The following is a 21144-nucleotide window of genomic DNA, read 5'->3' as shown; positions in this document are numbered from 1 at the left end:
AGTGGGATTCGGCGCGGTGCTCAGGCGGCGCTCGCCGGTCTGGTCGTCATCCTCTGAGTGGCAGTGGGATTCGGCCTCCTCCTCAGGCGGCGCTGCGCTCGCTCAGCGGGCGGCGGCGCAGGTGCGGTCGCTGCAGGGCCGGGGGCAGGTAGGCCTGGTCGAGGGTGCCGACGTCGGTGCCGGGCGGGACGATCTCGTCGATGCGGTCGAGGATGTCGTCGCTCAGGGTGACCTCGAATCCGGTCAGCAGGCCCTCGAACTGTTCCATGGTGCGGGCACCGAGCAGGGCGCTGGTCACGCCGGGGTGGGCGATGGTGAACGCCATGGCCAGATGGGTCAGCGGCAGCCCCGCCTCGGCGGCGAGCGGGATGAGCTGCTCGACCACCTCGATGCGGCCTTCGTCGGTGAGCGCCCCCAGCATTCGGGCGCGGCGCACATCGGTCTCCTGCCCCTTGCGGATGCGTCCGGTGAGCAGTCCCTGCCCGAGCGGGCCCCAGGTCACCACGCCCATTCCGTAGCGTTGCGCGATCGGCAGGACCTCGCTCTCGATGGCGCGGTTCAGGATCGAATAGGCCGGCTGTTCGGTGCGGAATCGTTCGTATCCGCGCCGTTCGGCGACCCACTGGGCCTCGACGATGTCCGAGGGCGGAGTGTTGGAGGATCCGATCGCGCGGACCTTCCCGCTGCGAATCAGATCGGACAGCGCCGAGAGGGTCTCCTCGATATCGGTCTCCGGGTCCAGCCGGTGGATCTGGTACAGGTCGATGTGATCGGTCTGCAAGCGGCGCAACGAGTTCTCGACCTCGGTCATGATCCAGCGTCGCGAGGCGCCCTGGTGATTGGGGTCCTGGCCGATCGGACGGCTGACCTTGGTCGCCAGGACGACATCGTCCCGGCGACCCCGAAGTGCTTTGCCCACAACCTCTTCCGAGTCGCCGTAGGCGTCGGAGGTGTCGATGAAGTTGATTCCGGCGTCCAGTGCCCGGTGGATGATCCGCGCCGAGTCGTCCGGGTCGGGATTGCCGACGGAAGTGGCGAACATCAGGGCGCCGAGGGCGTAGGGGCTCACCCTGATGCCGGTGCGGCCGAGCGTGCGGTACTGCATGGATTGCTCCTGGGGTAGCGGACGGGATGTGGTCGTCGAAGGCGGGATGTCGTACCCTCGAGATAAGCGGAAAGCTATTCCGGAACTATACGGAAAACCTTTCCGGTTATGCAACCGAAGGATCGAATTGACCGATACAACGCCGTCCACCAGTGCAGATCCCGGCGCCACCGATGGTGTGCCCGCGCCCCGCCGACGGCGGGCCGACGCCCAGCGCAACGTCGACGCGCTCCTCGAAGCGGCCAAGAGCGTCTTCGCGCTCTCGGGTGTGGACGCGCCCGCGAAGGAGATCACCGATCGCGCGGGCCTGGGCGTCGGCACGCTGTATCGGCATTTCCCGCAGCGGTCCGATCTGGTCGCGGCCGTCCTGGAACGTGAGATCGACGTCTGCGTGGCGGCCGGTCCGACCCTGTCCGCCGCCCACGAACCGGTCGAGGCATTGACGAAGTGGTTGTACCGCCTCACCGAATTCGTGGGAACCAAACGAGGACTCGCCACGGCCATCCATTCGGGCGACCCGAAATTCGACGACCTGGCCGGACATCTGCTGAAACGACTCGAACCGGTACTCGGCGAGCTCATCGATGCGGCGGTCGCGACCGGCGCGATCCGCGACGACATCGGCCCGCGCGAGTTGGTGCACGCGGTGGCCCTGCTCTGTCAGCCCGTCCCCGGCGAGGACCTGGCCTACAACCAGCACATGGTGAGCATCCTGCTGGACGGATTGCGACGCGGATGAGACCGCGGAACCCGGCCGCGCCGCCGAATGCTGTGCCGCCCATCGAACGCAAAACCGGTCCGGTCGTCTGACCGGACCGGCAATCGGTTGTGGGGCAACCGGATTCGCGTGAGCGAATTCGCTCGTTACTTCGGGTCGAGCACGAAGACCGGAATCAGACGGTCGGTCTTGGTCTGGTATTCGGCGTAGGGCGGGTAAGCGGCGACGGCGCGCTCCCACCATTCGGCGCGTTCGGCGCCTTCGACCTCGCGGGCGGCATAGTCCTTGGTTACGGTCCCGTCCTGCAGCGGGAACTCCGGGTGCGCCTTGATGTTGTAGTACCAGACGGGATGCTCGGGCGCGCCGCCCTTGGACGCGACGACCGCGTAGCTACCCTCGTGCTCCACCCGCATCACCGGGGTGTACCGCAGCTTGCCGGTCTTCGCGCCACGCAACGTCAGCAGCACGATCGGCGACCCGACGATCTCGATGCCCGCGGTGGTTCCCGTCTCGAGGATCGTCTTCGTCTGATCCTGTACCCAGTCCGTGGGGCTCAGCTCTACGTTCTCATTCGTCATATCCAGGCCCAACGGTGTGCGGATCGTTCGCATTCCCGGCGGGCGAGCGGCCGTAGCAAACCCCCGGTCATCCGGCCGGCGGCGTTGCCGGTGCGCGAGCGCGTGCGGTTCGGCGTCGTGGCGACTCGGCTCATCCTGTGTGCCGCATCGATCGTCGCCGACATGCGGTGAGCGACGCGATGCCGGATCATCGCGGATATGCCCGAACCCTACTTCTCCCCGGACCAACTGGACGAAACCGGTTGTCCCACTTGGCTCAGTGCGCTCGCCGGGGAGGAACACGATCCGAACCACCTGGTGCACCTCGTGCGTGATCTGGAACCCGCCGATGCGCTGGCAGTGCTGGGCGTCGACCGCGAGGACATCCGGCCGTGTGTACTGCCCACCCGCAGTCCCGATGATCGGGCATCACTGGCCAGGGCCGCGATCGATCCGCTGAATCCCACCGTGGTGCTCATCGCCGGGCGCGTCGGCGATTGGACGTTCATCTACGACGACCTGGGCGAGACCGGCTATCTGTGGCAGCTCGAGCAGCGTCCGCCGGTCGAGACGGTTTCGGCCCTGTCCACCACGGGCGGCGCGGCCGCCACCAGCAGCGTCGCGATGACCGGGCACATCAACTTCAGCTATGCGGTCGACGGGGAGACCCTGTTCTATCACTCCGGGGACGAATCCGACCTCGACGATCCCGACGAGGTGCCCGCCCAGATGCGTGCGGTTGCCGAGGCGGCCGGCACCGTCGACGCCGAGTTCGACGACGGGATCACCATGCGAATGATCTGCGCGCTCGGCGGACTGCCGCGCACGCTGGAGGAGCTGCGGGAAATCTCGTTGGTGATCGCGCCGTACGACTCGCGGCCGGAGCTGTTCCGGAAACCCTCGCTGACGCTCACGCCGCAGCCGTATCCGTTCCGATGACATCACCAGGTGCGCGGCCGATCCCACGATTGTGAGCGTGCGCCGGTCTGGAAGCCCGTCTAGAACACTCGAGGCCGAGTGTCCTCGGGCAGACAGGTGAGCAGTTCCCGGCACGCCGTGAGCAGCCGGGTGCGCAGGCCGTCGGCCCGATCCGCGACATCGGACTGCTGCCGGACGTAATCGGCTCGCCCGGACGGGGTTTCGATGGCGATCGGCTCGTACCCGTACTCGGACAGGTCGTACGGGCTCGCGCGCATATCGAGTTCGCGTGCGGTACAGGCGAGTTCGAAGCCGTCCAGCAGCAGCGCCGAGTCGACCAGGGGGACGAGTTTGAACGCCCACTTGTACAGGTCCATGTTGGCGTGCAGGCAGCCGGGTTGTTCGCGCAGGACCTGGGTGTCGCGGGTCAGGGGGTCGGTGTTGCGGGGGACCGCGTCGGGGGTGAAGAAGCGGAAGGCGTCGAAGTGGGTGCAGCGCAACGACATCGACTCCACCACCGCGTCGGTGCCCGCGCTGCCCAGGCGCAGCGGCACCTGCTGGTGACGCACCTCCTGTGAGCGGTACACCATCGCCCACTCGTGCAGGCCGAAACAGGACAGCCGGGCGGGGCGGGAGGCGGTGGCGTGCAACAGGTTCGCCACGAATTCGATGGTGTCGCGGCGGCGCAGGAGATATGCGGGATCCGCGCTCCAGGCGGGCGGGCCCGAGCCGTCCTCCCGGCCCCGGTAACCCCGCGCGCCGTCGTACTCGCGCGCATTCTCCAGTGCCACACCGTAACCCGGATGCCAGCGGCGCAACTGTGCCGGTTTGTGCCCGTAGTAGGTGAACAGGAAATCGATGACCGGATGTTTCGACCCGGCGGCCCGGCGTTGCAGATACGGGCCGACCAGAGTCTCGACCCGATCGCGATGCTCCTGTGCGCGGGCACGCCACTGCGGCTCGGGCAGGAGCCGGGTTTCCGCTGTGCGGCAATACTTCTCGGCACGGACGGCGGGCTGCGCGGTGGTGTCGCGGACCGGGTCGTTCATCGCGGTCCTCATTCCGCGATCCGGTGGGTGCCGTCGCGGACCGTGCCCACGAACTCCTCCACCAGATCCTCGAGCGCGACGATGCCCACGGTGTTGCCGCGGCTGTCGACCGCGCGCCCGAGATGACTGCTGGTCCGTCGCAGCCGCGCGAGCGCCTCGTACAGGGTGGTGCCCATACTCACCGTCGGCAGCGGGCGGATATCGGTGCGGGGGATGGGCGTGGCCGGGCCCGCATCGTCGTCGGCCACCTTGTCCAGCACGTCCTTGACATGCAGATAGCCGACCAGCGAACCGTCGTCCGTGCGCACCGGATACCGCGAGAAACCCGTCTCGGCGACCGCGGATTCGATATCGCCGAGTGTGGTTCCGTCCCCGCGCAGCGGTACACACCGCGTCTTGGCCAGCGGCACCATCACATCGGCGACGATGCGGTCGGTGGTGCCCAGCGCCTGGGTGAGCCGGCGATGCTCGTCCTCGTCGATCAAACCCTCCGAACGGGATTCGCCGAGCATCTCCGCCAGCTCCACCGACGAGACGGTGGTGTCCAGCTCGTCCTTGGGTTCGATCCGCAGCGCCCGCAGCGACAGATTCGCGGCCAGGTTGTAGAGCGTGATCACCGGACGGGCCAGCCGCAGCCAGATCAACATCACCGGAACCAGCAGCAGCGCAACACGTTCCGGCCCGGCCAGGGCGATGTTCTTCGGGATCATCTCGCCCAGCAGCATATGCAGCATCACCACCAGGCACAGCGACAGCGCGAACGAGATCGGATGCAGCAACTGCTCGGGCACGTGCGCCAGATCGAAGGGGTAGGTCAGCAGATGTGCGATGGCGGGTTCGCCGATCCGGCCCAGCAGCAGGGAGGCGATGGTGATGCCCAGCTGTGCGGCGGCCAGCATCATCGACAGGTGCTCACCGGCCCGGATGACCGTCACCGCACCGCGTTTGCCCTGTGCCTCCAGCGCCTCGAGCCGATCGCGGCGCGCGGAGATGAGCGCGAATTCCGCGCCGACGAAGAAGGCGTTGCAGCCCAGCAGCACCAGCGTCAGCAGCACACCGAACAGATCACCCATGGCTGAGCTCCCATTCCGCCACCGTATCGGCGTCCACCGGTTGCAACAGCACCCGATCGATGCGCCGGCCGTCCATCCGCTCCACGCGGGCCAGCCAGCCGCTGCCGCCATGCGGTCCGGTCGAATTCTGTTGTCCGGTACCGGGATCGGGTAGCAGCACCTCGTCACCGGTCTCGGGGATCCGGCCCAGCCGGGTCAGCACCAGACCGCCGAGGGTTTCGTATTCGCCCTCGGGTGCGTCGTATCCGGTGGTGCGGGCGACCTCATCGATCCGCAGCAGACCCGAGCAGTTCCAGCCCGAGGAGGTGCGGCGCACGTCGAGTTCCTCCTCGTCGTGCTCGTCGCGCACATCGCCGAGGATCTCCTCGATGATGTCCTCCATCGTCACCAGGCCCGCGGTGCCGCCGTACTCGTCCACCACCAGCGCCACCTGCATACCGTCCGCGCGCACCCGTTCGAGCACCGCGTCACCGTCCAGGCTGGCCGGAACGATCGGCACCGGATGCGCGATCGCGCGCAGCACGATGTGACGGCGATCCCGCACCGGATGCAGGAACGCCTGTTTGACGTGCACCACGCCGAGGGTGTTGTCCAGATCGCCGTCGATCACCGGGAACCGGGAGAATCCCGTGCGGCTCGCGGCGGCGAGCAGATCGGCGATGGTCTCGTCCTGATCCAGGGACTCGATCTTCACCCGGGGCGTCATCAACTCCTCGGCGCTGCGCTCGCCGAATTCCAGCGACCGGCCCACCACCTGCGCGGTGCGCAGATCCAGCGCGCCACGCAGGGCGGAGGTGCGCACCAGCGAGCCCAATTCCTCGGGGGAACGCGCCGACCGCAGTTCTTCGGCGGGCTCGATGCCCAGCTGCCGGACCACCCAGTTGGCGGTGCCGTTGAGCAGTTTGATCAGCCAGGCGAAGAACGTGGAGAAGCTGATCATCGGGATGGCGGTCAGGCGCGCGGTGGCCAGGGGTGCCGCGATCGCGATGTTCTTGGGCACCAGCTCGCCGTAGACCATGGACAGCGAGGTGGCCAGCACCAGCGAAACGACCAGCGAAATACCTTGTGCGGCACCGGCACTCGCGCCGAGTGCGGTGCACAGCGGTTCGATCAGCCGGGCCAGGACGGGTTCGGCGATATAACCGGTCACCAGGGTGGTGAGGGTGATGCCCAATTGCGCGCCGGACAGCTGGAACGACAGGGTCCGATGCGCGTGACGTACCTGGCGGGCGCGGCGATCACCACCGGCGGGAGCGCCACGCCCGGAGGCGGCAGCTTGCGTAACCACGGAGGGCCCGCGGACGCCGCCATCGAGACCGCGGGCATGCGCCTCGACAGTGCTGCGCTCGAGCGCGGTGAGCGAGAATTCGGCGGCGACGAACAGGGCGGTGCCGGCGGTGAGCGCGACGAAGCCCAGCAGACTCAGAATTGTGAGCAGGACGGACACGTCTCAACACCGTCCCCGATGTTTCGAATGTCCGGGAATTGCTGCGATGACGGGGGCGCCGGGTATGTCACCCGGCTCGGTAGAGGAGCCCTCCTGAGTGGCGCCCTCGGACGCGGGTGACAACTGGTTCCTTTCGCAAGCGGAAGCTGTTCGTGGATACGGATCCGGTCGCGGGCCTTCCTCGTGCCCGGACCGGCAACCTTCATGCTACCGGCAGCCGCCGCCGTGGTCGCCACCGCGGCACGCGGTGGCGACCGAGCCCATCGTGCGGTCGCCGGACTCTCACCACCCCGACGGGAGCGGACGGCCCTCGGCGAATCCGGCCGCGGACTGCACGCCGAGCACCGCCTTGTCGTGCAGTTCGCCCAGCGTGCGGGCCCCGGCATAGGTGCAGGCGCTGCGCACGCCCGAGCAGATGTGGTCGATCAGATCCTCCACGCCCGGCCGTTCGGGATCCAGGCGCATCCGCGAGGAGGAGATGCCCTCCTCGAACAGCGCCTTGCGGGCCCGGTCGAAGGCGTTGTCGGTGACGGTGCGCGCGGCGACCGCACGCTTGGACGCCATGCCGAAACTCTCCTTGTAGGCGTTGCCGTCGCGGTCGACGCGCAGGTCGCCGGGTGATTCGTAGGTGCCCGCGAACCAGGAGCCGATCATCACGTTCGACGCGCCCGCGGCGATCGCCAGAGCGACGTCGCGCGGATGCCGCACACCACCGTCGGCCCAGATGTGTACGCCGAGATCCTTTGCCGCCGAAGCGCACTCGGCCACCGCGGAGAACTGCGGGCGGCCCACGCCGGTCATCATGCGGGTGGTGCACATGGCGCCGGGTCCGACGCCGACCTTGATGATGTCGGCCCCGGCCGCGGCCAGATCGCGGGTGCCCTCGGCGGAGACCACGTTGCCCGCCACCAGCGGGACGCCCAGACGCAGATCGGCGACCGAACGCAGCGCCTCGAGCATCTTGATCTGGTGGCCGTGCGCGGTATCCATCACCAGCACGTCGGCGCCGGCGTCGACCAGCGCCTTCGCCTTGGCCGGGACGTCGCCGTTGATGCCGACCGCCGCCGCTATGCGCAGCTTGCCGGACGCGTCGATCGCCGGGTCGTAGATACCGGTGCGGACCGCGCCGGTGCGGGTGAGCACACCGGCGAGCGTGCCGTCCGCGGCCACCAGCACGGCGAGGTGCGCGTGCTGGGATTCGAGGGCTTCGAAGATCTCGCGGGGTGAGGTGGCGGCGTCGGCGGTGACGAATCCGGTCTCGGCGACGGCGCCCAGGCGCGCGAAGCGGTCGACGTCGGCGCAGGAGGCCTCGGTGACCACACCGATCGGGCGGCCGTTCTCCACGACCACCACCGCGCCGTGCGCGCGCTTGTGGATCAGTGCCAGCGCTTCGGAGACCGAATGATCCGGGCCCAGCACCACCGGGGTGTCGGCGACCAGGGAGCGGGCCTTCACGAAGGAGATCGTGTCCGCGGCCGCGCCGAGCGGAAGATCCTGCGGCAGAACCACGATGCCGCCGCGCCGGGCGACCGTCTCGGCCATCCGGCGTCCGGCGACCGCGGTCATGTTGGCCACCACGATCGGGATCGTCGTGCCCGTCCCGTCGCTGGTCGACAGGTCGACGTCGAATCGGGACGTGACTTCCGTCCGATTCGGGACGAGGAAGATGTCGTCGTAGGTCAGGTCGTAGGGCGGCTGATGGCCCGGTAGAAACTGCACTCCGGCAATTGTAGGGGAATTCCCGGGTTGCGCGGACGACCTCGGCGAACGTGGCGTGGGCCGGTCACCGCACGGTTGTGCGAGCGATCGGCGGCTGTCTCAGCGGCGTCGGCGGAACACCGCACGCCATCGGGGTCCGGCAGGTGTGCGCTCGGAATCCGCGCGAGGTTCGGGCCGGGCCGCCGGTTGCCGCCGGGCGCGCCACTGCTCGACCACCTCGTCGGCATCGACCGGTGTCACATTGACGTGCGGTCCGTGCGGCATGCGCAGATACGCGACGATCCGGGTGTTGAGTTCGCAGATGTGCTCACGAACCCGCTGCTCGGAATTCATCGCCCGCACCGCGTCCGGCAGCCGCTCGACATCGCGCCGCAGCAGCAGTGACGGCGGCAGCACGCCGTCCCCGCTCACGCCCTCGCGCCGCAGATAATCCTTCAGCCACCAGTTCTCGTCGTAACTCTGCCCCGCGTCCGGCAGCGGCTTGCCCGCACCCGGCAGATCATCGAATTCACCGCGATCGGTCGCCTCACGAATCTGCTTGTCCAACCACGATTCGTAGGTCATACCGGCCGGTTTGCGTTCGGTCATCGTTGCCCCTCCGCGATCGACTGATGCCAGCCTAATCGATCCACCTGTCCGAATTGCCGGACTATGTCGTCGTACCGAATCAGCGATCGCCCGGCGGTCCTGCGCTGGTGAGACGCGTCCGTCCGGCGGTGGCGGCGGGTGCCCACCGCAAGGAACGGGCCGAGTGCCCGGCTTTGCGCGGAACTGTTCGTGTGCCTTGCGAATCGGATGACCGGACTGAGTGCGCGGAGGTTGGGCAGGCGGGAGGCGGCTCGAAACGCGCAGCGCGACCGGTTTCGGTGCGGTAGCTGCCGTCCCGGGGTGTGAGGTCAGCGCGTGTGGCGATTTCGGCGGGTGGAATACGAACGGCCGGTTCGGGATCGGCGATGGTGATCGCCGGGTTCGGTGCGGGGACTCGGCGGGGGAGCCGGTGCGGTCGGATCCGGGACGGGGGTGCCCGACGGGCGGCGGGCGCCGGTGAGGTCGGTGAGGTGGCGGTCGCCCGGACGGATCTTCGTGTGGGTGGGGCGGATTCCGGCTTCGCGGACCAGGTGTTCGGCCGTCTCCCGCTCGTCCTCGGTGACGAGGGTGACCACGGTGCCGGTCGCGCCCGCGCGGGCGGTGCGGCCCGCGCGATGCAGGTAGTCCTTGGGGTCCGCGGGCGGGTCGACGTGCACGACCAGAGAGATGTCGTCGACGTGGATGCCGCGGGCGGCGACGTCGGTCGCGACCAGAACCGGCGCCGAGCCGTCGGCGAAGGCGGCCAGGGTGCGGGTGCGCTGGTTCTGCGCCTTGCCGCCGTGCAGGACCGCCGCGGCGATTCCGGATTCGCGCAGGCGGCGGGCCAGTTTGTCCGCGCCGTACTGGGTGCGCACGAACAGCAGGGTGCGGCCCTCGCGGGCGGCGATCTCGGCGACCACCGTGCGTTTGTCGGCCTTGCGCAGATACAGCAGATGATGGGTGATGGCCGGGCTCGAACCGACCTCGCGCGGCGGGGCGGATGCGTTCGTCCCGGTACCGGCAAGTGCAGGTGATTCCGTATCATCCTGGCGCGCAACGAGATCCGAGGGCCCACCCGTAGTGTTCGCGTCGACCGCGTGCAGTACCGGTTCACGCAGGTACCGCTGCACCAGAACGTCCACCGCATCGTCGAGAGTGGCCGAGAACAGCAGATGCTGACTGTCTGCGGGCAGTAGATCCAACAGGGCGGTGATCTGGTCCAGGAAACCGAGCTGGGCCAGGTGATCGGCCTCGTCCACCGCGACCACCCGGACCGCGTCGAGTCCGGCCGCGCCCTGCGCGATCAGATCGGCGAGCCGTCCGGGAGTGGCGATCAGCAGGTCCACGCCGCGATCCAGCCGCTGCGCCTGGCGGGCGATCGGCACGCCGCCGACCGCGGTGCCCAGTCGCAGCCCGAGCGCGAGGGCGGGCTCGTCCAATGCCGTCTCGATCTGTAGCGCGAGTTCCCGGGTCGGCGCGAGGATCAGGCCGCGGGGTCGACGGGGAGCCGAGGCCGCGCGGACGAGTCGCACCAGCATGGGCAGGCCGAAGGCCAGGGTCTTCCCCGATCCCGTTGCGGCCCGGCCCAATACGTCGCGTCCGGCGAGAATGTCGGGGACGGCCGCGGCCTGGATCGGGAAGGCGGTCTCCAGCCCGGCCCGGCGCAGCGCCTGGACCAGCGGGACCGGCAGGCCCAGATCGGCGAACCGCGGCGCGCGAACCACGCCCGGTTCAGGCACGGAACAGGCGCTTCAGCTCGACGAGCCAGGGAATCGCCACCGCGAGGGTCGGCACCACCAGGATGGCCGCGGCCGCGAGATAGGCCGCGACAGCGATGCGCAGATCGCCGAGCGGACCGGCCAGGCGCTGGATGCGGATGAGGGTGGTCGGCCCACCCACGGCCATCGCGCCCTGCGGCGCGGTCGAATTCGAGCAGGCGACCAGCGCGCGGGCCAGCGGCGTCGCGCCGGTGACCTTGACCGCGGAATCGTCGGCGAGCAGTTCGATCAGCAGTTTCACCGAGTCGAGCGCGGATTTGCTGCGCACGAACCGGGGGAACGCCTCGTGTGCGGCGGTGAACGCCTCGAGCACCAGATCGTGCCGGGCGCGCAGATGCGAACGCTCGTGGCTGACGATCGCGGTCAGCTCCGATTCGGTCAGGCTGGTGAAGGTGCCCTGGCTCAGCACGACGCGGCGGCGCAGACCGGGCAGGCAGTAGGCGATCGGTTCGGCCGCGGCCAGCACGCGGATGTCCGCGGCGCGGTGACCGCTGATGTCGCCACCCTGATCGAGCAGGTCGACCAGGATGCGATGGCGGGTCCGGCGGCGTCGGGTGTGAATGCCGACGCGGATCACCATGTAGATCAGGCGTGCGCCGACCAGCAGGGTCAGTGCGAGGACGATCACATAGGCCGACCACAGCGGCAGGCCGAGCGCGTGGATCTCCCGGGTGGGCGAGGTGGTCGGCCGCCCGTCGGGGCCCGGGACCAGCAGCAGGCTGGCGATGGCCAGGCCGGAGCCGAAGGCGCTGAGCACCGCGGCGAGGGCGACGGCCTGCCACAGCACCAGGGCTGCCCGTGGCGTCCGGTACGGCCACGAGGCTCGGCTGAGCAGGGCTGGGACCGGTCCCGCCAGAAGCAAAGCGAGACCGGCGAATACCGGCGCGGTTGCGTTCATGCTCAGCTCACTGCGTTGTGGGGCCAGGGCCCGAGATCGCGGCGTCGGGAGCGCCGCAGCTCTCTACTGCGGCGGGGCGACTCCCTTGTCGTCGGACGCGTTGCGCGTGGTGTCGGACTTGGTGCGTGCGGCCTCGGTGGCTTCGAGCTTAGCGAGTGCCTCGCGCAGAGCGGCAGCCCCGTCGTTTCCGACCTGCTCGACGAAGTGCACCAGGGCCGCGCGACGGCTGCCGACCTCGTCCGCCTGCTGGAGTGCATCGACCATGAGGCTGGCGACCAGCTCGTCACGGGTGTGCACGGGGGCGTACCGGTGGGCTCGGTCGTCGCGCTGCTGAACGACGAGATCCTTCTTCGCCAGCCGCTGCAGAACCGTCATCACTGTCGTGTACGCGAGTTCGCGATGCGCTGCGAGGGCCTCGTGAACCTGCCTGACCGTCTGCGGTTGATCGGCCGACCACAACTGGTCCATGACCGCTTTCTCGAGTTCACCAAGACCTGCCATCCCACAAGCTTACGGAGACAACGACGCAAATGCGTACTACATGCCGTCGTAACCAGCCGGTAGCTCTGTGGGATTTTTCATACGGCCGGTCGCGGCGACGAATAACTCCTGATTGATTCCATCCATTGCCCCATGAAGTCTGGTAAGCCTAACCTATCTTTTGTTCAGGTCCGCACTGTTACCCGAAGGAGGTTCGAATGTTCGAGCCGATCACCGCCTGTCCGCCCCGCCACTGCGAGCCGGTATTCGGGCATGCCTGTCAGCGGTTGCGGGCCCTGCAGCCGGAACATCCGCGTGTCTACGCCGTCGCCGCGATGGTCGACCACGGTCGACGCCGCTGGTGGCGGCTGTCCGACGGTCTCGACGAGGGGCGCATCGCCCTGATGTACCGCCGCCACGCGGCCGAGATGAGCAATGCCGACATCGCCGCGGAGGTGGTGGCCACGGCGCTGATCCACGCGGTGGTCGGCCGCGTGGTCGCACTGCTGGTGGCCGAGGGGCGTGCCTGGGATCCGGGGCTCGAGAATCTGTGGGTGCATTCGGACAACGACGGCGGCATCGACTGGGCGGGCTTGTCCGACACCACGATTCGCGTCGTCGAGGGCGATCGGCTGGCGGGGGAGCCGGGCGTGGTGGTGCTGCCGTGCGAGCGGGCGCTGCAGGTGTGGCTCGCGCATCGCTGTTCGACCGCGCTGACGCTCGTGCAGGTCGCCCTGTGGCGATGCTCGGGGCTGACGCCGCGCCGGTTCTGGTCGCTGGTGGCCGAGAGCGTGGTCGGCGCGGCGACGTATGTGCCGGCTCTGGCGGGTACCTCCTCAACGCTGGGCGCCGAACGCGGCCAGGATCTGCTGGCAGCGATGCAGGAACGCGGTCTTCCGGTGCGACGGACTTGCTTAGTTAGGTAAGCCTGCCCTACACTGAAAATCGGCGTCAGGATCGAGCGAGAGTCCCGAGGGCTGCGGTTGACTCCCTGATCTGTTGCCGCGGCGGGTCCGGCCATCGTGCCGGACCCGCCGCTCTCGTCTCCGGCGTGGGAATACCGACGAAACCCGTTCGTCCGACCCGCGAGCCGGGCGTTAGCTGGGGTATGCAACTGTTTTCGCATGGCAGAGAACGACCGGTCCGAGATCCGCTCGCTGGCGGATCTGACTCCCGAGCAGATGACCCGTTTCAGCGAGGGGAGCTTCTCCGACCTGATCGGTCTGAAGTACACCGAGGTCTCGGCCGAGCGCGTGGTCGGGGAGTGGGTCGTGTCCCCGCAGTTGCATCAGCCCGCGGGCATCGTCAACGGTGGCGTGTACTGCACCGTCATCGAGACGCTCGCCAGCGTGGGCGGCGGAGTCTGGTACGGCGATCGCGGATCTGTCGTCGGAGTGAACAACAACACCGACTTCCTTCGCGCGGTCCGCGAGGGTGTGCTGCGCGGCACCGCGACGCCGATCCACCGCGGTCGCCTGCAGCAGCTGTGGCAGGTGGCGATCACCGATGAACAGGATCGGGTGATCGCTCGGGGGCAGGTCCGGCTGCAGAATCTGCCCGTCGCAGACTGACCTGCGCGTACGGGGCGCGCTGCTCCGGCGCGCGATTGTGGGGCCGCCGTGCCAGAATGTCCGACACCGACAGATCCGCCGAGGAGTCCGCATGCGATTGTCGCCGCACGAGCAGGAACGACTGATGCTCAGCTATGCGGCCGAGCTGGCCCGGCGTCGTCGGGCGCGGGGGCTGCGGCTCAATCACCCCGAGGCGATCGCGATCATCAGCGACCACGTGCTCGAGGGCGCGCGTGACGGGCGCACCGTCGCCGAACTGATGGCCTCGGGACGCACGGTGCTCACCCGCGAGGACGTCATGGAGGGCATTCCCGAGATGATCGCCGATGTGCAGGTGGAGGCCACGTTCCCGGACGGCACCAAACTCGTCACCGTCCACCACCCGATCGGCTGAGCCCATGACGCACGACGAATCCGCCCGGGAGAGCGCCACCACGGGTCTGGTACCCGGCGAATTCCTGTACGGCACAACGCCCGTCGAGATCAACGCCGGTGCGGACCGGATCGCACTCGAGGTGGTCAACACCGGCGATCGGCCGGTGCAGGTCGGCTCGCACGTACACTTCCCGCAGGCCAACTCCGCGCTGCGGTTCGATCGGACGGCCGCGCACGGTCGTCGCCTGGATATTCCCGCGGGCACCGCGGTGCGCTTCGAACCCGGTTTGGGACAGCAGGTTTCGCTGGTTCCCCTCGGCGGTTCGCGCGAGGTGCACGGTATCGGTATCGACGCACCCGGAAAGCTGGACGCCTGATGGTCGAATTGTCCCGTGCCCGTTACGCGGAGCTGTTCGGGCCCACCGTGGGTGACCGGATTCGCCTGGCCGATACCGATCTGCTGATCGAGATCACCGAGGACCGTTGCGGCGGACCGGGTCTCGCCGGTGACGAGGCCGTGTTCGGCGGCGGCAAGGTGCTGCGCGAATCCATGGGCCAGGCCCGCGCCACCCGCGCCGAGGGGACCCCGGACACCGTGATCACCGGTGCGGTGATCGTAGACCACTGGGGAATCATCAAGGCCGACGTCGGTATTCGGGACGGGCGCATCTGCGCCATCGGCAAGGCGGGCAATCCCGACACCATGGACGGCGTCCACCCGGATCTGGTGGTCGGCGCCGGAACCGAGATCATCGCCGGTAACGGGCGCATCCTCACCGCGGGTGCGATCGACTGCCACGTGCACTTCATCTGCCCGCAGCTGCTCGAGGAGGCACTCGGCGGCGGCATCACCACGATGGTCGGCGGCGGCACCGGCCCGGCCGAGGGCAGCAAGGCGACCACGGTCAGTCCCGGCGCATGGCATCTGGGCCGGATGCTCGAGGCCACCGACGGGTGGCCGGTGAACATCCTGTTGCTCGGCAAGGGCAATACCGTGCGTCACGAGGCGATGTGGGAGCAATTGCGCGGCGGCGCAGGCGGATTCAAGCTGCACGAGGACTGGGGCACCACGCCCGCGGCGATCGATGCCTGTCTCACCGTCGCCGATGCGGCCGGCGTCCAGGTCGCCCTGCACTCGGATACGTTGAACGAGGCCGGATTCGTCGAGGACACCCTGGCCGCGATCGCGGGCCGGGCCATCCACTCGTATCACACGGAGGGCGCGGGCGGCGGGCACGCGCCCGACATCATCACCGTCGCAGCGCATCCCAACGTGATGCCCAGTTCGACCAATCCGACCCGGCCGCATACGGTCAACACCCTGGACGAGCATCTGGACATGCTCATGGTGTGCCATCACCTGAATCCGTCCGTGCCCGAGGATCTGGCCTTCGCCGAGAGCCGGATCCGGCCCTCCACCATCGCCGCGGAGGATCTGCTGCACGATCTGGGCGCGATCTCCATGATCGGCAGCGATTCCCAGGCCATGGGCCGCATCGGCGAGGTCGTCATGCGCACCTGGCAGACCGCGCACATGATGAAGCGCCGGCGCGGCGCGCTGCCCGGCGACGGCGCCGCGGATAACAACCGGGTGCGCCGGTACATCGCGAAATACACCATCTGCCCGGCGATCACGCACGGCCTGGATCACGAGATCGGTTCGGTCGAGGTGGGCAAACTGGCCGATCTGGTGCTGTGGGAACCGGCCTTCTTCGGGGTGCGGCCGCACGCTGTGCTCAAGGGCGGCGCGATCGCGTGGGCGGCCATGGGCGACGCGAATGCCTCCATCCCGACCCCGCAGCCGGTGCTGCCCCGGCCCATGTTCGGCGCGGCTCCCGCCGTAACCGCCGGTACCGCACTGCATTTCGTCTCCGAACAGGCGATCGAGGCGGGCCTGGCCGACCGGTTGCGGGTGAACCGCAAACTGGTCCCGGTGGCGAACGTCCGGCGGCGCACCAAGGCGGATCTGCCGCACAACGACGCCATGCCCCGCATCGAGGTCGATCCGGACACCTTCACCGTCCGCGTCGACGGCGAGGTCTGGGCCGAACAGCCCGCCACCGAATTGCCCATGGCACAGCGGTACTTCCTGTTCTGACCGCAGGGTGCGCGCGCTGCGCTGCGGCCCAACGGTTTCCATGTTCGAGGACGCTGGATCCCCGGCGCGGTACCGTGGATCCACGGCGCAGCTCGACACGGCGGGGGAAGGATGGATCTACGGCCCGGGACCGTATTCTGCGGATACCGGATAGAGCGATTGCTCGGCACGGGCGGAATGGGCGCGGTATATCTGGCCGCGCATCCGCGGCTGTCGCGCCTGGTCGCACTGAAGGTGCTCGACGAGGCGCGCGGCCGGGATGCCCGGGTGCGGGCCCGGTTCGAGCGGGAGGCCGAACTGGCCGGACGGCTCGAGCATCCCCATATCGTGCCGGTATTCGATCGCAGTGCTCCCGGTGCGGAGATCCTGTGGCTGTCGATGAGATACGTCGAGGGTGGCGACGCGGCCGCCGCCGTCCGGCAGGCGGGCCCGCTGGAGTTGCGACGGGCGATCCGGCTGATCGCGGACGCCGCCGCCGGTCTGGACTTCGCTCATCGCCATCAGGTGCTGCACCGCGACGTGAAACCGGCGAACATCCTGATCGACGGGGACGATGCGGACGGCGAGCGGGCCCTGGTGGCCGATTTCGGGATCGCCCGCGCCGTGGACGACACGGTGACCGCGGGGGTCGTCAGCGGCAGTTTCGCGTACACCGCCCCCGAACTGTTCGAGGCCGACGGGGGAGACCATCGGGCCGACATCTATTCGTTCGGCTGCACCGTCTTCGAATTGCTGACCGGCAGAACGCCTTTCGTACGCTCGGATCAGGCATCGATGATCGCCGCGCACCTGGCCGCGCCGCCGCCCAGCCTGCGCGCCATCCGCCCGGACGTGCCCGCGGAACTGGATGCCGCCGTGACCGCGTCCCTGGCCAAGGATCCCGGTGAGCGTCCCGGCACCTGCGGGGAACTGGTGGCCGCGGTGCGTGCTGGGCTCTCGGGGTGGACAGCGCTTCCGCCGCCTCAGGGGCCCGGGCCGGAATCGGTGTCACCGCCCCCGGCGGGGGCTGCGGATACCGTGGGCGCCGGTCCGGGATCCGGTGATGCGGCGGTCGGCTCCCGCGGCCCGGAGAATGCCGTGGAGACGGAGAGCTCCGGCGAGGTAGGCGATTTCGGCAGAGCCGGGAGCACCGGCGGGGCGGTGCGTCCTGCGGGGGAAGGGGACAGCGGCAGATCGGGGAGTGCGGTCGAAGCGGGGAGCACCGGCGATGCGAACGGTGCCGGACGAGGGGGAACTACCGGTGGAGGGGGCGGGGGAGGCAACGCCGGTGTGCGCCGGCGTCGGCTGCTTGCCGTGAGTCTGATCGCGGCGGTGATCGCCGGTGCGGTTGCCGTCGGCGTCGGGGTGTGGCTGTCCGAGGGTGCTCGCCGTCCGGCGACAGGTGCGGCGTCGAGCGGGGTGGCGTCGCCGTCGAGCGGTGCGGCACTGCCCGCCCAGGATGTCGAGCCACCGCGGGTGGTGGGCCGGTGCGGCGGACCCGGGGAGATCCGGCCGGTAACGCTGAGTTCGATGCACTGCGGTTCGAACGCCGATCTGGCGATCGAGAAGATCGAGTGGACCGACTGGACGGGCACGATGGCCATGGGCAGCGGCATCATGCAGATCAACAGCTGCGAGCCGACCTGCTCGGCGGGAAACTACCTGCCGCGGAAGGTATTCGTGAAGCTGAGCGAGGTGAACCGGTTCACCAACGTCTACGTGCGCCTGACGATCACCGGGGACGGGGTGGGCTCGGAGGTCGACGAACTGCCCGAGCCGTGAATGGCCGACGCCCACGCCACGCCCCCGTTCCGGGGCGTGGTGGTGGCAGACTGCGATCATGACGAATGCCGAATGGGACGACGTGGATCGCTATCTGGTGCAGACCCTGGTCGGGGACGGGGATGCCGGTGTGCTGCAGGCGAATTCGGCGGCCGGACTGCCGCCGATCGACGTCTCGCCCGCGCAGGGCAAGTTCCTGCATCTGATCGCGCGGTCGATCGGGGCGCGGCGGGTGCTCGAGATCGGCACGCTCGGCGGATACAGCACGATCTGGCTGGCTCGGGCCGTCGGAGAGGACGGGCAGGTGCTGAGTCTGGAATTCGAACCGCGTCATGCCGAGGTCGCTCGCGAGAATCTGGACCGGGCCGGGGTCGGCAAGCGGGTGGAGATCCGGGTCGGCGCGGCTCTGGACAGCCTGCCGGTGCTGGCGACGGAGGATCCCGCGCCGTTCGATCTGGTCTTCATCGATGCCGACAAGGTCAACAACTCCAACTACGTGCGGTGGGCGTTGCGCCTGACGCGTCCCGGCTCGGTGATCATCGTCGACAACGTCGTGCGCAACGGCGGTATCGCCGACGCGGATTCGACCGACGCGGCGGTGCGCGCCAGCCGCGAGGTGATCGAGCTGCTCGGCGCCGAACCGCGGCTCGAGGCGTCGGTCCTGCAGACCGTCGGCAGCAAGGGGTGGGACGGATTCGCCTACGCCGTCGTCACCGAGTAGGCCGCCCAGCTCACCGGCCCGCGGCGAATCCGTCACACAGTGCGGTCAGGCCGGTGCGCAACAGTTGCACCGGATCCAGCAGATCGCCGCGGCCGGTTCCCTCGAGCGGTGCAAGACCGGGCGGGGTCGGCCAGCGCGGCGTGCCCTCCAGCAGCGCGTCCAGGGCCGAGGTGTCCTCGTGGTCGTTCTCGCGTTTGGCCAGCATCGCGGCGCTGACCTGCTGTAGGGCGATACCGGAGATATAACTCCACACCGCCAGGGACATCCGGGTGGCCTCGTGCGGATCGTCGGTCAGCTCCGCGAAACCCTCCACCAGCCAGGCCAGGCAGACCAGACTGTGCGGGCCGAAGTTGTAGCGCGGCACCGCGAAGGTGAACAGCACCCAGGGATGTTGCTGGTAGAGCCGCCAATCGATATCGGCGGCGATGCGTACCCGATCGCGCCAGGTCCAGTCCCGCTCCGGCGCGGGATAGGGGTTGCGGCGGGCCACCTCGTCGGTCATCTCGGCCAGTAGGGCGTCCTTGTTCGGGACGTGCCGGTACAGCGACATCGCGCCCACGCCCATGCGGTCGGCGATGCGCCGCATCGATAACGCGTCCACCCCGGCCTCGTCGGCCAGTGCGATCGCCGCGTCGACGATGGCCGCGCGGGTGAGTTTCGGATCGGGACCGCCCGCCGCTCGGTTCACTGACGTCACTCGCTTTCGTTTACCCAGCCGGGTGCGTACGCTGTACCCAGACTATCGCGTACGTCGTACGCGCGATTCGAAGGATAGGTGATGAGCGAGACAGGCACCGGTGTGTCCGCGACGGCGCGGCGCGCCTGGTTGGGATTGGCCGTTCTGATCCTGCCGGTGCTGCTGGTGTCGATGGATATGTCGGTGCTGTACCTGGCCATGCCGACGGTGACCGCGCACCTGGATCCGGATGCCACCCAGCAGCTGTGGATCCTGGACATCTACGGATTCCTGATCGCCGGACTGCTCATCACCATGGGCAATCTGGGCGACCGGATCGGGCGGCGGAACATCCTGCTCGCCGGGGCGTGCGTCTTCGGACTCGCCTCGATACTCGCGGCCTTCGCGCCGAGTGCGGGTGTGCTGATCGTGGCGCGCGCGTTGATGGGCATCGGCGGGGCCACGCTGTTGCCGTCGAGTCTGTCGCTGATCTCGAGCCTGTTCCCCGACCCACGTCGGCGGGCCGCCGCGATCGGCGTGTGGACGGCCTTCTTCGCGGGCGGGTCGGCGGTCGGGCCGCTGATCGGCGGTATGCTGCTGCACCAATTCTGGTGGGGCGCGGTCTTTTTGATCAACATCCCGGTACTGCTGGTGCTGCTGGTACTGGGACCGTTCGTCCTGCCCGAACATCGGGCGGCGGGTCGGGGGCCGCTGGATCTGTTGAGCGTGGCGATGTCGATCGGCGGCATTCTGCCGGTCGTGTACGCGGTCAAACAGGCTGCGGCAGAAGGGATCGACCTGATCACGGTGGTGATCGGGCTGGTGGGTGTGGTCGTGCTGGTGGCCTTCGTGCGGCGGCAGCGTCATCTGGCCGAGCCGCTGCTGGACCTGAGCCTGTTCCGGCGGGGGCTGTTCTCCGTCGCGATCGGGTCGTCCACCGCCGGGATGATGTCGCTGGCCGCGATGAGCTATCTGACCAGCACCTATCTGCAATCGGTCGCCGGGCGCGACGTGCTGTCCGCCGCGCTGCTGGGCATTCCGGCGGCCGCGGTGGTGTTCGTCTGCTCGATGGGCGGCGCCCGGGTGGCCCGCCGACTCGGCACGCGTACGGCCTTCGCCGGTGCGCTGGGTCTGGCGGCGCTGGGCAACCTGATGTTGTTCGGTGTGGGCGTGGACGGCGGGATCGCCTGGTACATAGCGGGTTCCACGGTGGCCGGCCTGGGCTACGGCACGATGTTCACGCTGGTGTCCGAGGTGTCGGTGTCCTCCGTGCCGCCCGAACGCGCCGGTTCCGCGGTCGGCATCTCCGAGACCAGTTTCGAACTGGGTAACGGCCTGGGCCTGTCGCTGCTGGGATCGCTTGCGGCACTGGTGTTCCGGTCCGGCGGTGACTACGCGCCGACGCTGGGGGAGACGATTGCTCGGGCGGGTGCGGATGCCGGGCTCGTGCGGGCCGCGCGGGGTTCGTTCGTCGACGGAATGCATGTCGCGACGACGGTCGGCGCCGCGCTGCTCGCCATCATGGCGGTGATCGCGATATTCGCCGGTCGGGGACGTGCGGCGCGTGCTCAGCGGGAGCCGGCGGTCGAGGCGGCCGCGGGTTGACCGCGTGCGGTGTTTCACGCGCGCGGAT

21 protein-coding genes are annotated in these 21144 nt (G+C 68.9%); 10 read left to right on the top strand and 11 right to left on the bottom strand.

The genetic code is table 11. The features are described from left to right. Positions 1-82 precede the first annotated feature (82 nt). A complete protein-coding gene (locus K7711_RS29200) occupies positions 83-1105 on the bottom strand; it encodes an aldo/keto reductase (RefSeq protein WP_222972673.1) in 1023 nt (340 codons plus the stop codon). Between the two features lie 127 nt (positions 1106-1232). Here K7711_RS29200 and K7711_RS29195 point away from each other — a divergent pair, with 127 nt between their 5' ends. After that, the gene (locus K7711_RS29195; protein WP_235747964.1) at positions 1233-1844 is read left to right on the top strand and encodes a TetR/AcrR family transcriptional regulator; all 612 of its coding nucleotides are present in this window, start codon (positions 1233-1235) and stop codon (positions 1842-1844) included. Between the two features lie 125 nt (positions 1845-1969). Here the strand turns inward: K7711_RS29195 and K7711_RS29190 are convergent, their stop codons facing one another. Beyond that, on the bottom strand, positions 1970-2401 hold the full coding sequence (locus tag K7711_RS29190; protein ID WP_222972671.1) for a nitroreductase family deazaflavin-dependent oxidoreductase: 432 nt from the start codon (positions 2399-2401) through the stop codon (positions 1970-1972). A 198-nt stretch (positions 2402-2599) separates the two neighbouring features. Here K7711_RS29190 and K7711_RS29185 point away from each other — a divergent pair, with 198 nt between their 5' ends. Next, the gene (locus K7711_RS29185) at positions 2600-3319 is read left to right on the top strand and encodes a hypothetical protein (RefSeq protein ID WP_222972670.1); all 720 of its coding nucleotides are present in this window, start codon (positions 2600-2602) and stop codon (positions 3317-3319) included. Positions 3320-3378: 59 nt separating this feature from the next. Here K7711_RS29185 and K7711_RS29180 read toward each other — a convergent pair whose 3' ends face one another. From K7711_RS29180 to K7711_RS29145, 8 genes are all read right to left on the bottom strand, one after another. Continuing rightward, the gene (locus K7711_RS29180) at positions 3379-4347 is read right to left on the bottom strand and encodes a 3-methyladenine DNA glycosylase (RefSeq protein ID WP_235747963.1); all 969 of its coding nucleotides are present in this window, start codon (positions 4345-4347) and stop codon (positions 3379-3381) included. Between the two features lie 8 nt (positions 4348-4355). Continuing rightward, positions 4356-5420, bottom strand: coding sequence for a hemolysin family protein (locus tag K7711_RS29175; protein WP_222972669.1), 1065 nt, complete (start codon positions 5418-5420; stop codon positions 4356-4358). Then, the gene (locus K7711_RS29170; protein WP_222972668.1) at positions 5413-6867 is read right to left on the bottom strand and encodes a hemolysin family protein; all 1455 of its coding nucleotides are present in this window, start codon (positions 6865-6867) and stop codon (positions 5413-5415) included. Before K7711_RS29170 ends, K7711_RS29175 begins: the two co-directional genes overlap by 8 nt. A gap of 282 nt (positions 6868-7149) precedes the next feature. Continuing rightward, on the bottom strand, positions 7150-8586 hold the full coding sequence (locus tag K7711_RS29165; RefSeq protein ID WP_222972667.1) for a GuaB1 family IMP dehydrogenase-related protein: 1437 nt from the start codon (positions 8584-8586) through the stop codon (positions 7150-7152). A 99-nt stretch (positions 8587-8685) separates the two neighbouring features. Then, a complete protein-coding gene (locus tag K7711_RS29160; protein ID WP_222972666.1) occupies positions 8686-9174 on the bottom strand; it encodes a DnaJ family domain-containing protein in 489 nt (162 codons plus the stop codon). A gap of 308 nt (positions 9175-9482) precedes the next feature. Further along, positions 9483-10892, bottom strand: coding sequence for a DEAD/DEAH box helicase (locus K7711_RS29155; RefSeq protein ID WP_222972665.1), 1410 nt, complete (start codon positions 10890-10892; stop codon positions 9483-9485). Continuing rightward, positions 10885-11829: a M56 family metallopeptidase gene (locus K7711_RS29150; protein ID WP_040823243.1), complete on the bottom strand. Its 945-nt coding sequence runs from the start codon at positions 11827-11829 to the stop codon at positions 10885-10887. Before K7711_RS29150 ends, K7711_RS29155 begins: the two co-directional genes overlap by 8 nt. A gap of 63 nt (positions 11830-11892) precedes the next feature. Beyond that, positions 11893-12330 (bottom strand): BlaI/MecI/CopY family transcriptional regulator, encoded by a 438-nt coding sequence (locus K7711_RS29145; RefSeq protein WP_051193160.1) that lies wholly within the window; start codon positions 12328-12330, stop codon positions 11893-11895. A gap of 197 nt (positions 12331-12527) precedes the next feature. Here K7711_RS29145 and K7711_RS29140 point away from each other — a divergent pair, with 197 nt between their 5' ends. The 7 genes from K7711_RS29140 to K7711_RS29110 all read left to right on the top strand — a co-directional run bounded on the left by K7711_RS29140 (position 12528) and on the right by K7711_RS29110 (position 18835). Continuing rightward, the gene (locus K7711_RS29140; RefSeq protein WP_222972664.1) at positions 12528-13235 is read left to right on the top strand and encodes a hypothetical protein; all 708 of its coding nucleotides are present in this window, start codon (positions 12528-12530) and stop codon (positions 13233-13235) included. Between the two features lie 198 nt (positions 13236-13433). Beyond that, on the top strand, positions 13434-13880 hold the full coding sequence (locus K7711_RS29135; protein ID WP_222972663.1) for a PaaI family thioesterase: 447 nt from the start codon (positions 13434-13436) through the stop codon (positions 13878-13880). Positions 13881-13971: 91 nt separating this feature from the next. Beyond that, entirely contained in the window at positions 13972-14274 is a 303-nt protein-coding gene (locus K7711_RS29130; protein WP_153407424.1) for an urease subunit gamma, read from the top strand. Positions 14275-14320: 46 nt separating this feature from the next. After that, positions 14321-14632, top strand: coding sequence for an urease subunit beta (locus K7711_RS29125; protein ID WP_222973120.1), 312 nt, complete (start codon positions 14321-14323; stop codon positions 14630-14632). Further along, on the top strand, positions 14632-16353 hold the full coding sequence (locus tag K7711_RS29120) for an urease subunit alpha (protein ID WP_040823237.1): 1722 nt from the start codon (positions 14632-14634) through the stop codon (positions 16351-16353). Before K7711_RS29125 ends, K7711_RS29120 begins: the two co-directional genes overlap by 1 nt. Before the next feature lie 111 nt (positions 16354-16464). Next, positions 16465-18114, top strand: a complete 1650-nt coding sequence (locus K7711_RS29115) for a serine/threonine-protein kinase (RefSeq protein WP_222972662.1) — start codon at positions 16465-16467, stop codon at positions 18112-18114. Between the two features lie 58 nt (positions 18115-18172). Beyond that, entirely contained in the window at positions 18173-18835 is a 663-nt protein-coding gene (locus K7711_RS29110; protein ID WP_222972661.1) for an O-methyltransferase, read from the top strand. Positions 18836-18845: 10 nt separating this feature from the next. Here K7711_RS29110 and K7711_RS29105 read toward each other — a convergent pair whose 3' ends face one another. Then, positions 18846-19532: a TetR/AcrR family transcriptional regulator gene (locus K7711_RS29105; protein ID WP_308014998.1), complete on the bottom strand. Its 687-nt coding sequence runs from the start codon at positions 19530-19532 to the stop codon at positions 18846-18848. A gap of 81 nt (positions 19533-19613) precedes the next feature. On the opposite strand from K7711_RS29105, the gene K7711_RS29100 reads away from it, so the two are divergent. Beyond that, positions 19614-21116 carry an MFS transporter gene (locus tag K7711_RS29100; RefSeq protein ID WP_222972660.1) on the top strand — a complete coding sequence of 501 codons (1503 nt, stop codon included), beginning with the start codon at positions 19614-19616 and terminating at the stop codon, positions 21114-21116. The last annotated feature ends 28 nt before the right edge of the window (positions 21117-21144 follow it).

The sequence above is a fragment of the Nocardia coffeae genome (assembly GCF_019890715.1).
GTDB lineage: Bacteria > Actinomycetota > Actinomycetes > Mycobacteriales > Mycobacteriaceae > Nocardia > Nocardia jiangxiensis.
This window is presented reverse-complemented; position numbering and strand designations above follow the sequence as displayed.

Coding starts and splice junctions, on each gene's coding strand:
- K7711_RS29190 (WP_222972671.1), bottom strand. CDS start 2,401: ATGACGAATGAGAACGTAGAGCTGAGCCCCACGGACTGGGTACAGGAT.
- K7711_RS29200 (WP_222972673.1), bottom strand. CDS start 1,105: ATGCAGTACCGCACGCTCGGCCGCACCGGCATCAGGGTGAGCCCCTAC.
- K7711_RS29150 (WP_040823243.1), bottom strand. CDS start 11,829: ATGAACGCAACCGCGCCGGTATTCGCCGGTCTCGCTTTGCTTCTGGCG.
- K7711_RS29145 (WP_051193160.1), bottom strand. CDS start 12,330: ATGGCAGGTCTTGGTGAACTCGAGAAAGCGGTCATGGACCAGTTGTGG.
- K7711_RS29160 (WP_222972666.1), bottom strand. CDS start 9,174: ATGACCGAACGCAAACCGGCCGGTATGACCTACGAATCGTGGTTGGAC.
- K7711_RS29130 (WP_153407424.1), top strand. CDS start 13,972: ATGCGATTGTCGCCGCACGAGCAGGAACGACTGATGCTCAGCTATGCG.
- K7711_RS29140 (WP_222972664.1), top strand. CDS start 12,528: ATGTTCGAGCCGATCACCGCCTGTCCGCCCCGCCACTGCGAGCCGGTA.
- K7711_RS29135 (WP_222972663.1), top strand. CDS start 13,434: ATGGCAGAGAACGACCGGTCCGAGATCCGCTCGCTGGCGGATCTGACT.
- K7711_RS29115 (WP_222972662.1), top strand. CDS start 16,465: ATGGATCTACGGCCCGGGACCGTATTCTGCGGATACCGGATAGAGCGA.
- K7711_RS29180 (WP_235747963.1), bottom strand. CDS start 4,347: ATGAACGACCCGGTCCGCGACACCACCGCGCAGCCCGCCGTCCGTGCC.
- K7711_RS29175 (WP_222972669.1), bottom strand. CDS start 5,420: ATGGGTGATCTGTTCGGTGTGCTGCTGACGCTGGTGCTGCTGGGCTGC.
- K7711_RS29185 (WP_222972670.1), top strand. CDS start 2,600: ATGCCCGAACCCTACTTCTCCCCGGACCAACTGGACGAAACCGGTTGT.
- K7711_RS29100 (WP_222972660.1), top strand. CDS start 19,614: ATGAGCGAGACAGGCACCGGTGTGTCCGCGACGGCGCGGCGCGCCTGG.
- K7711_RS29120 (WP_040823237.1), top strand. CDS start 14,632: ATGGTCGAATTGTCCCGTGCCCGTTACGCGGAGCTGTTCGGGCCCACC.
- K7711_RS29110 (WP_222972661.1), top strand. CDS start 18,173: ATGACGAATGCCGAATGGGACGACGTGGATCGCTATCTGGTGCAGACC.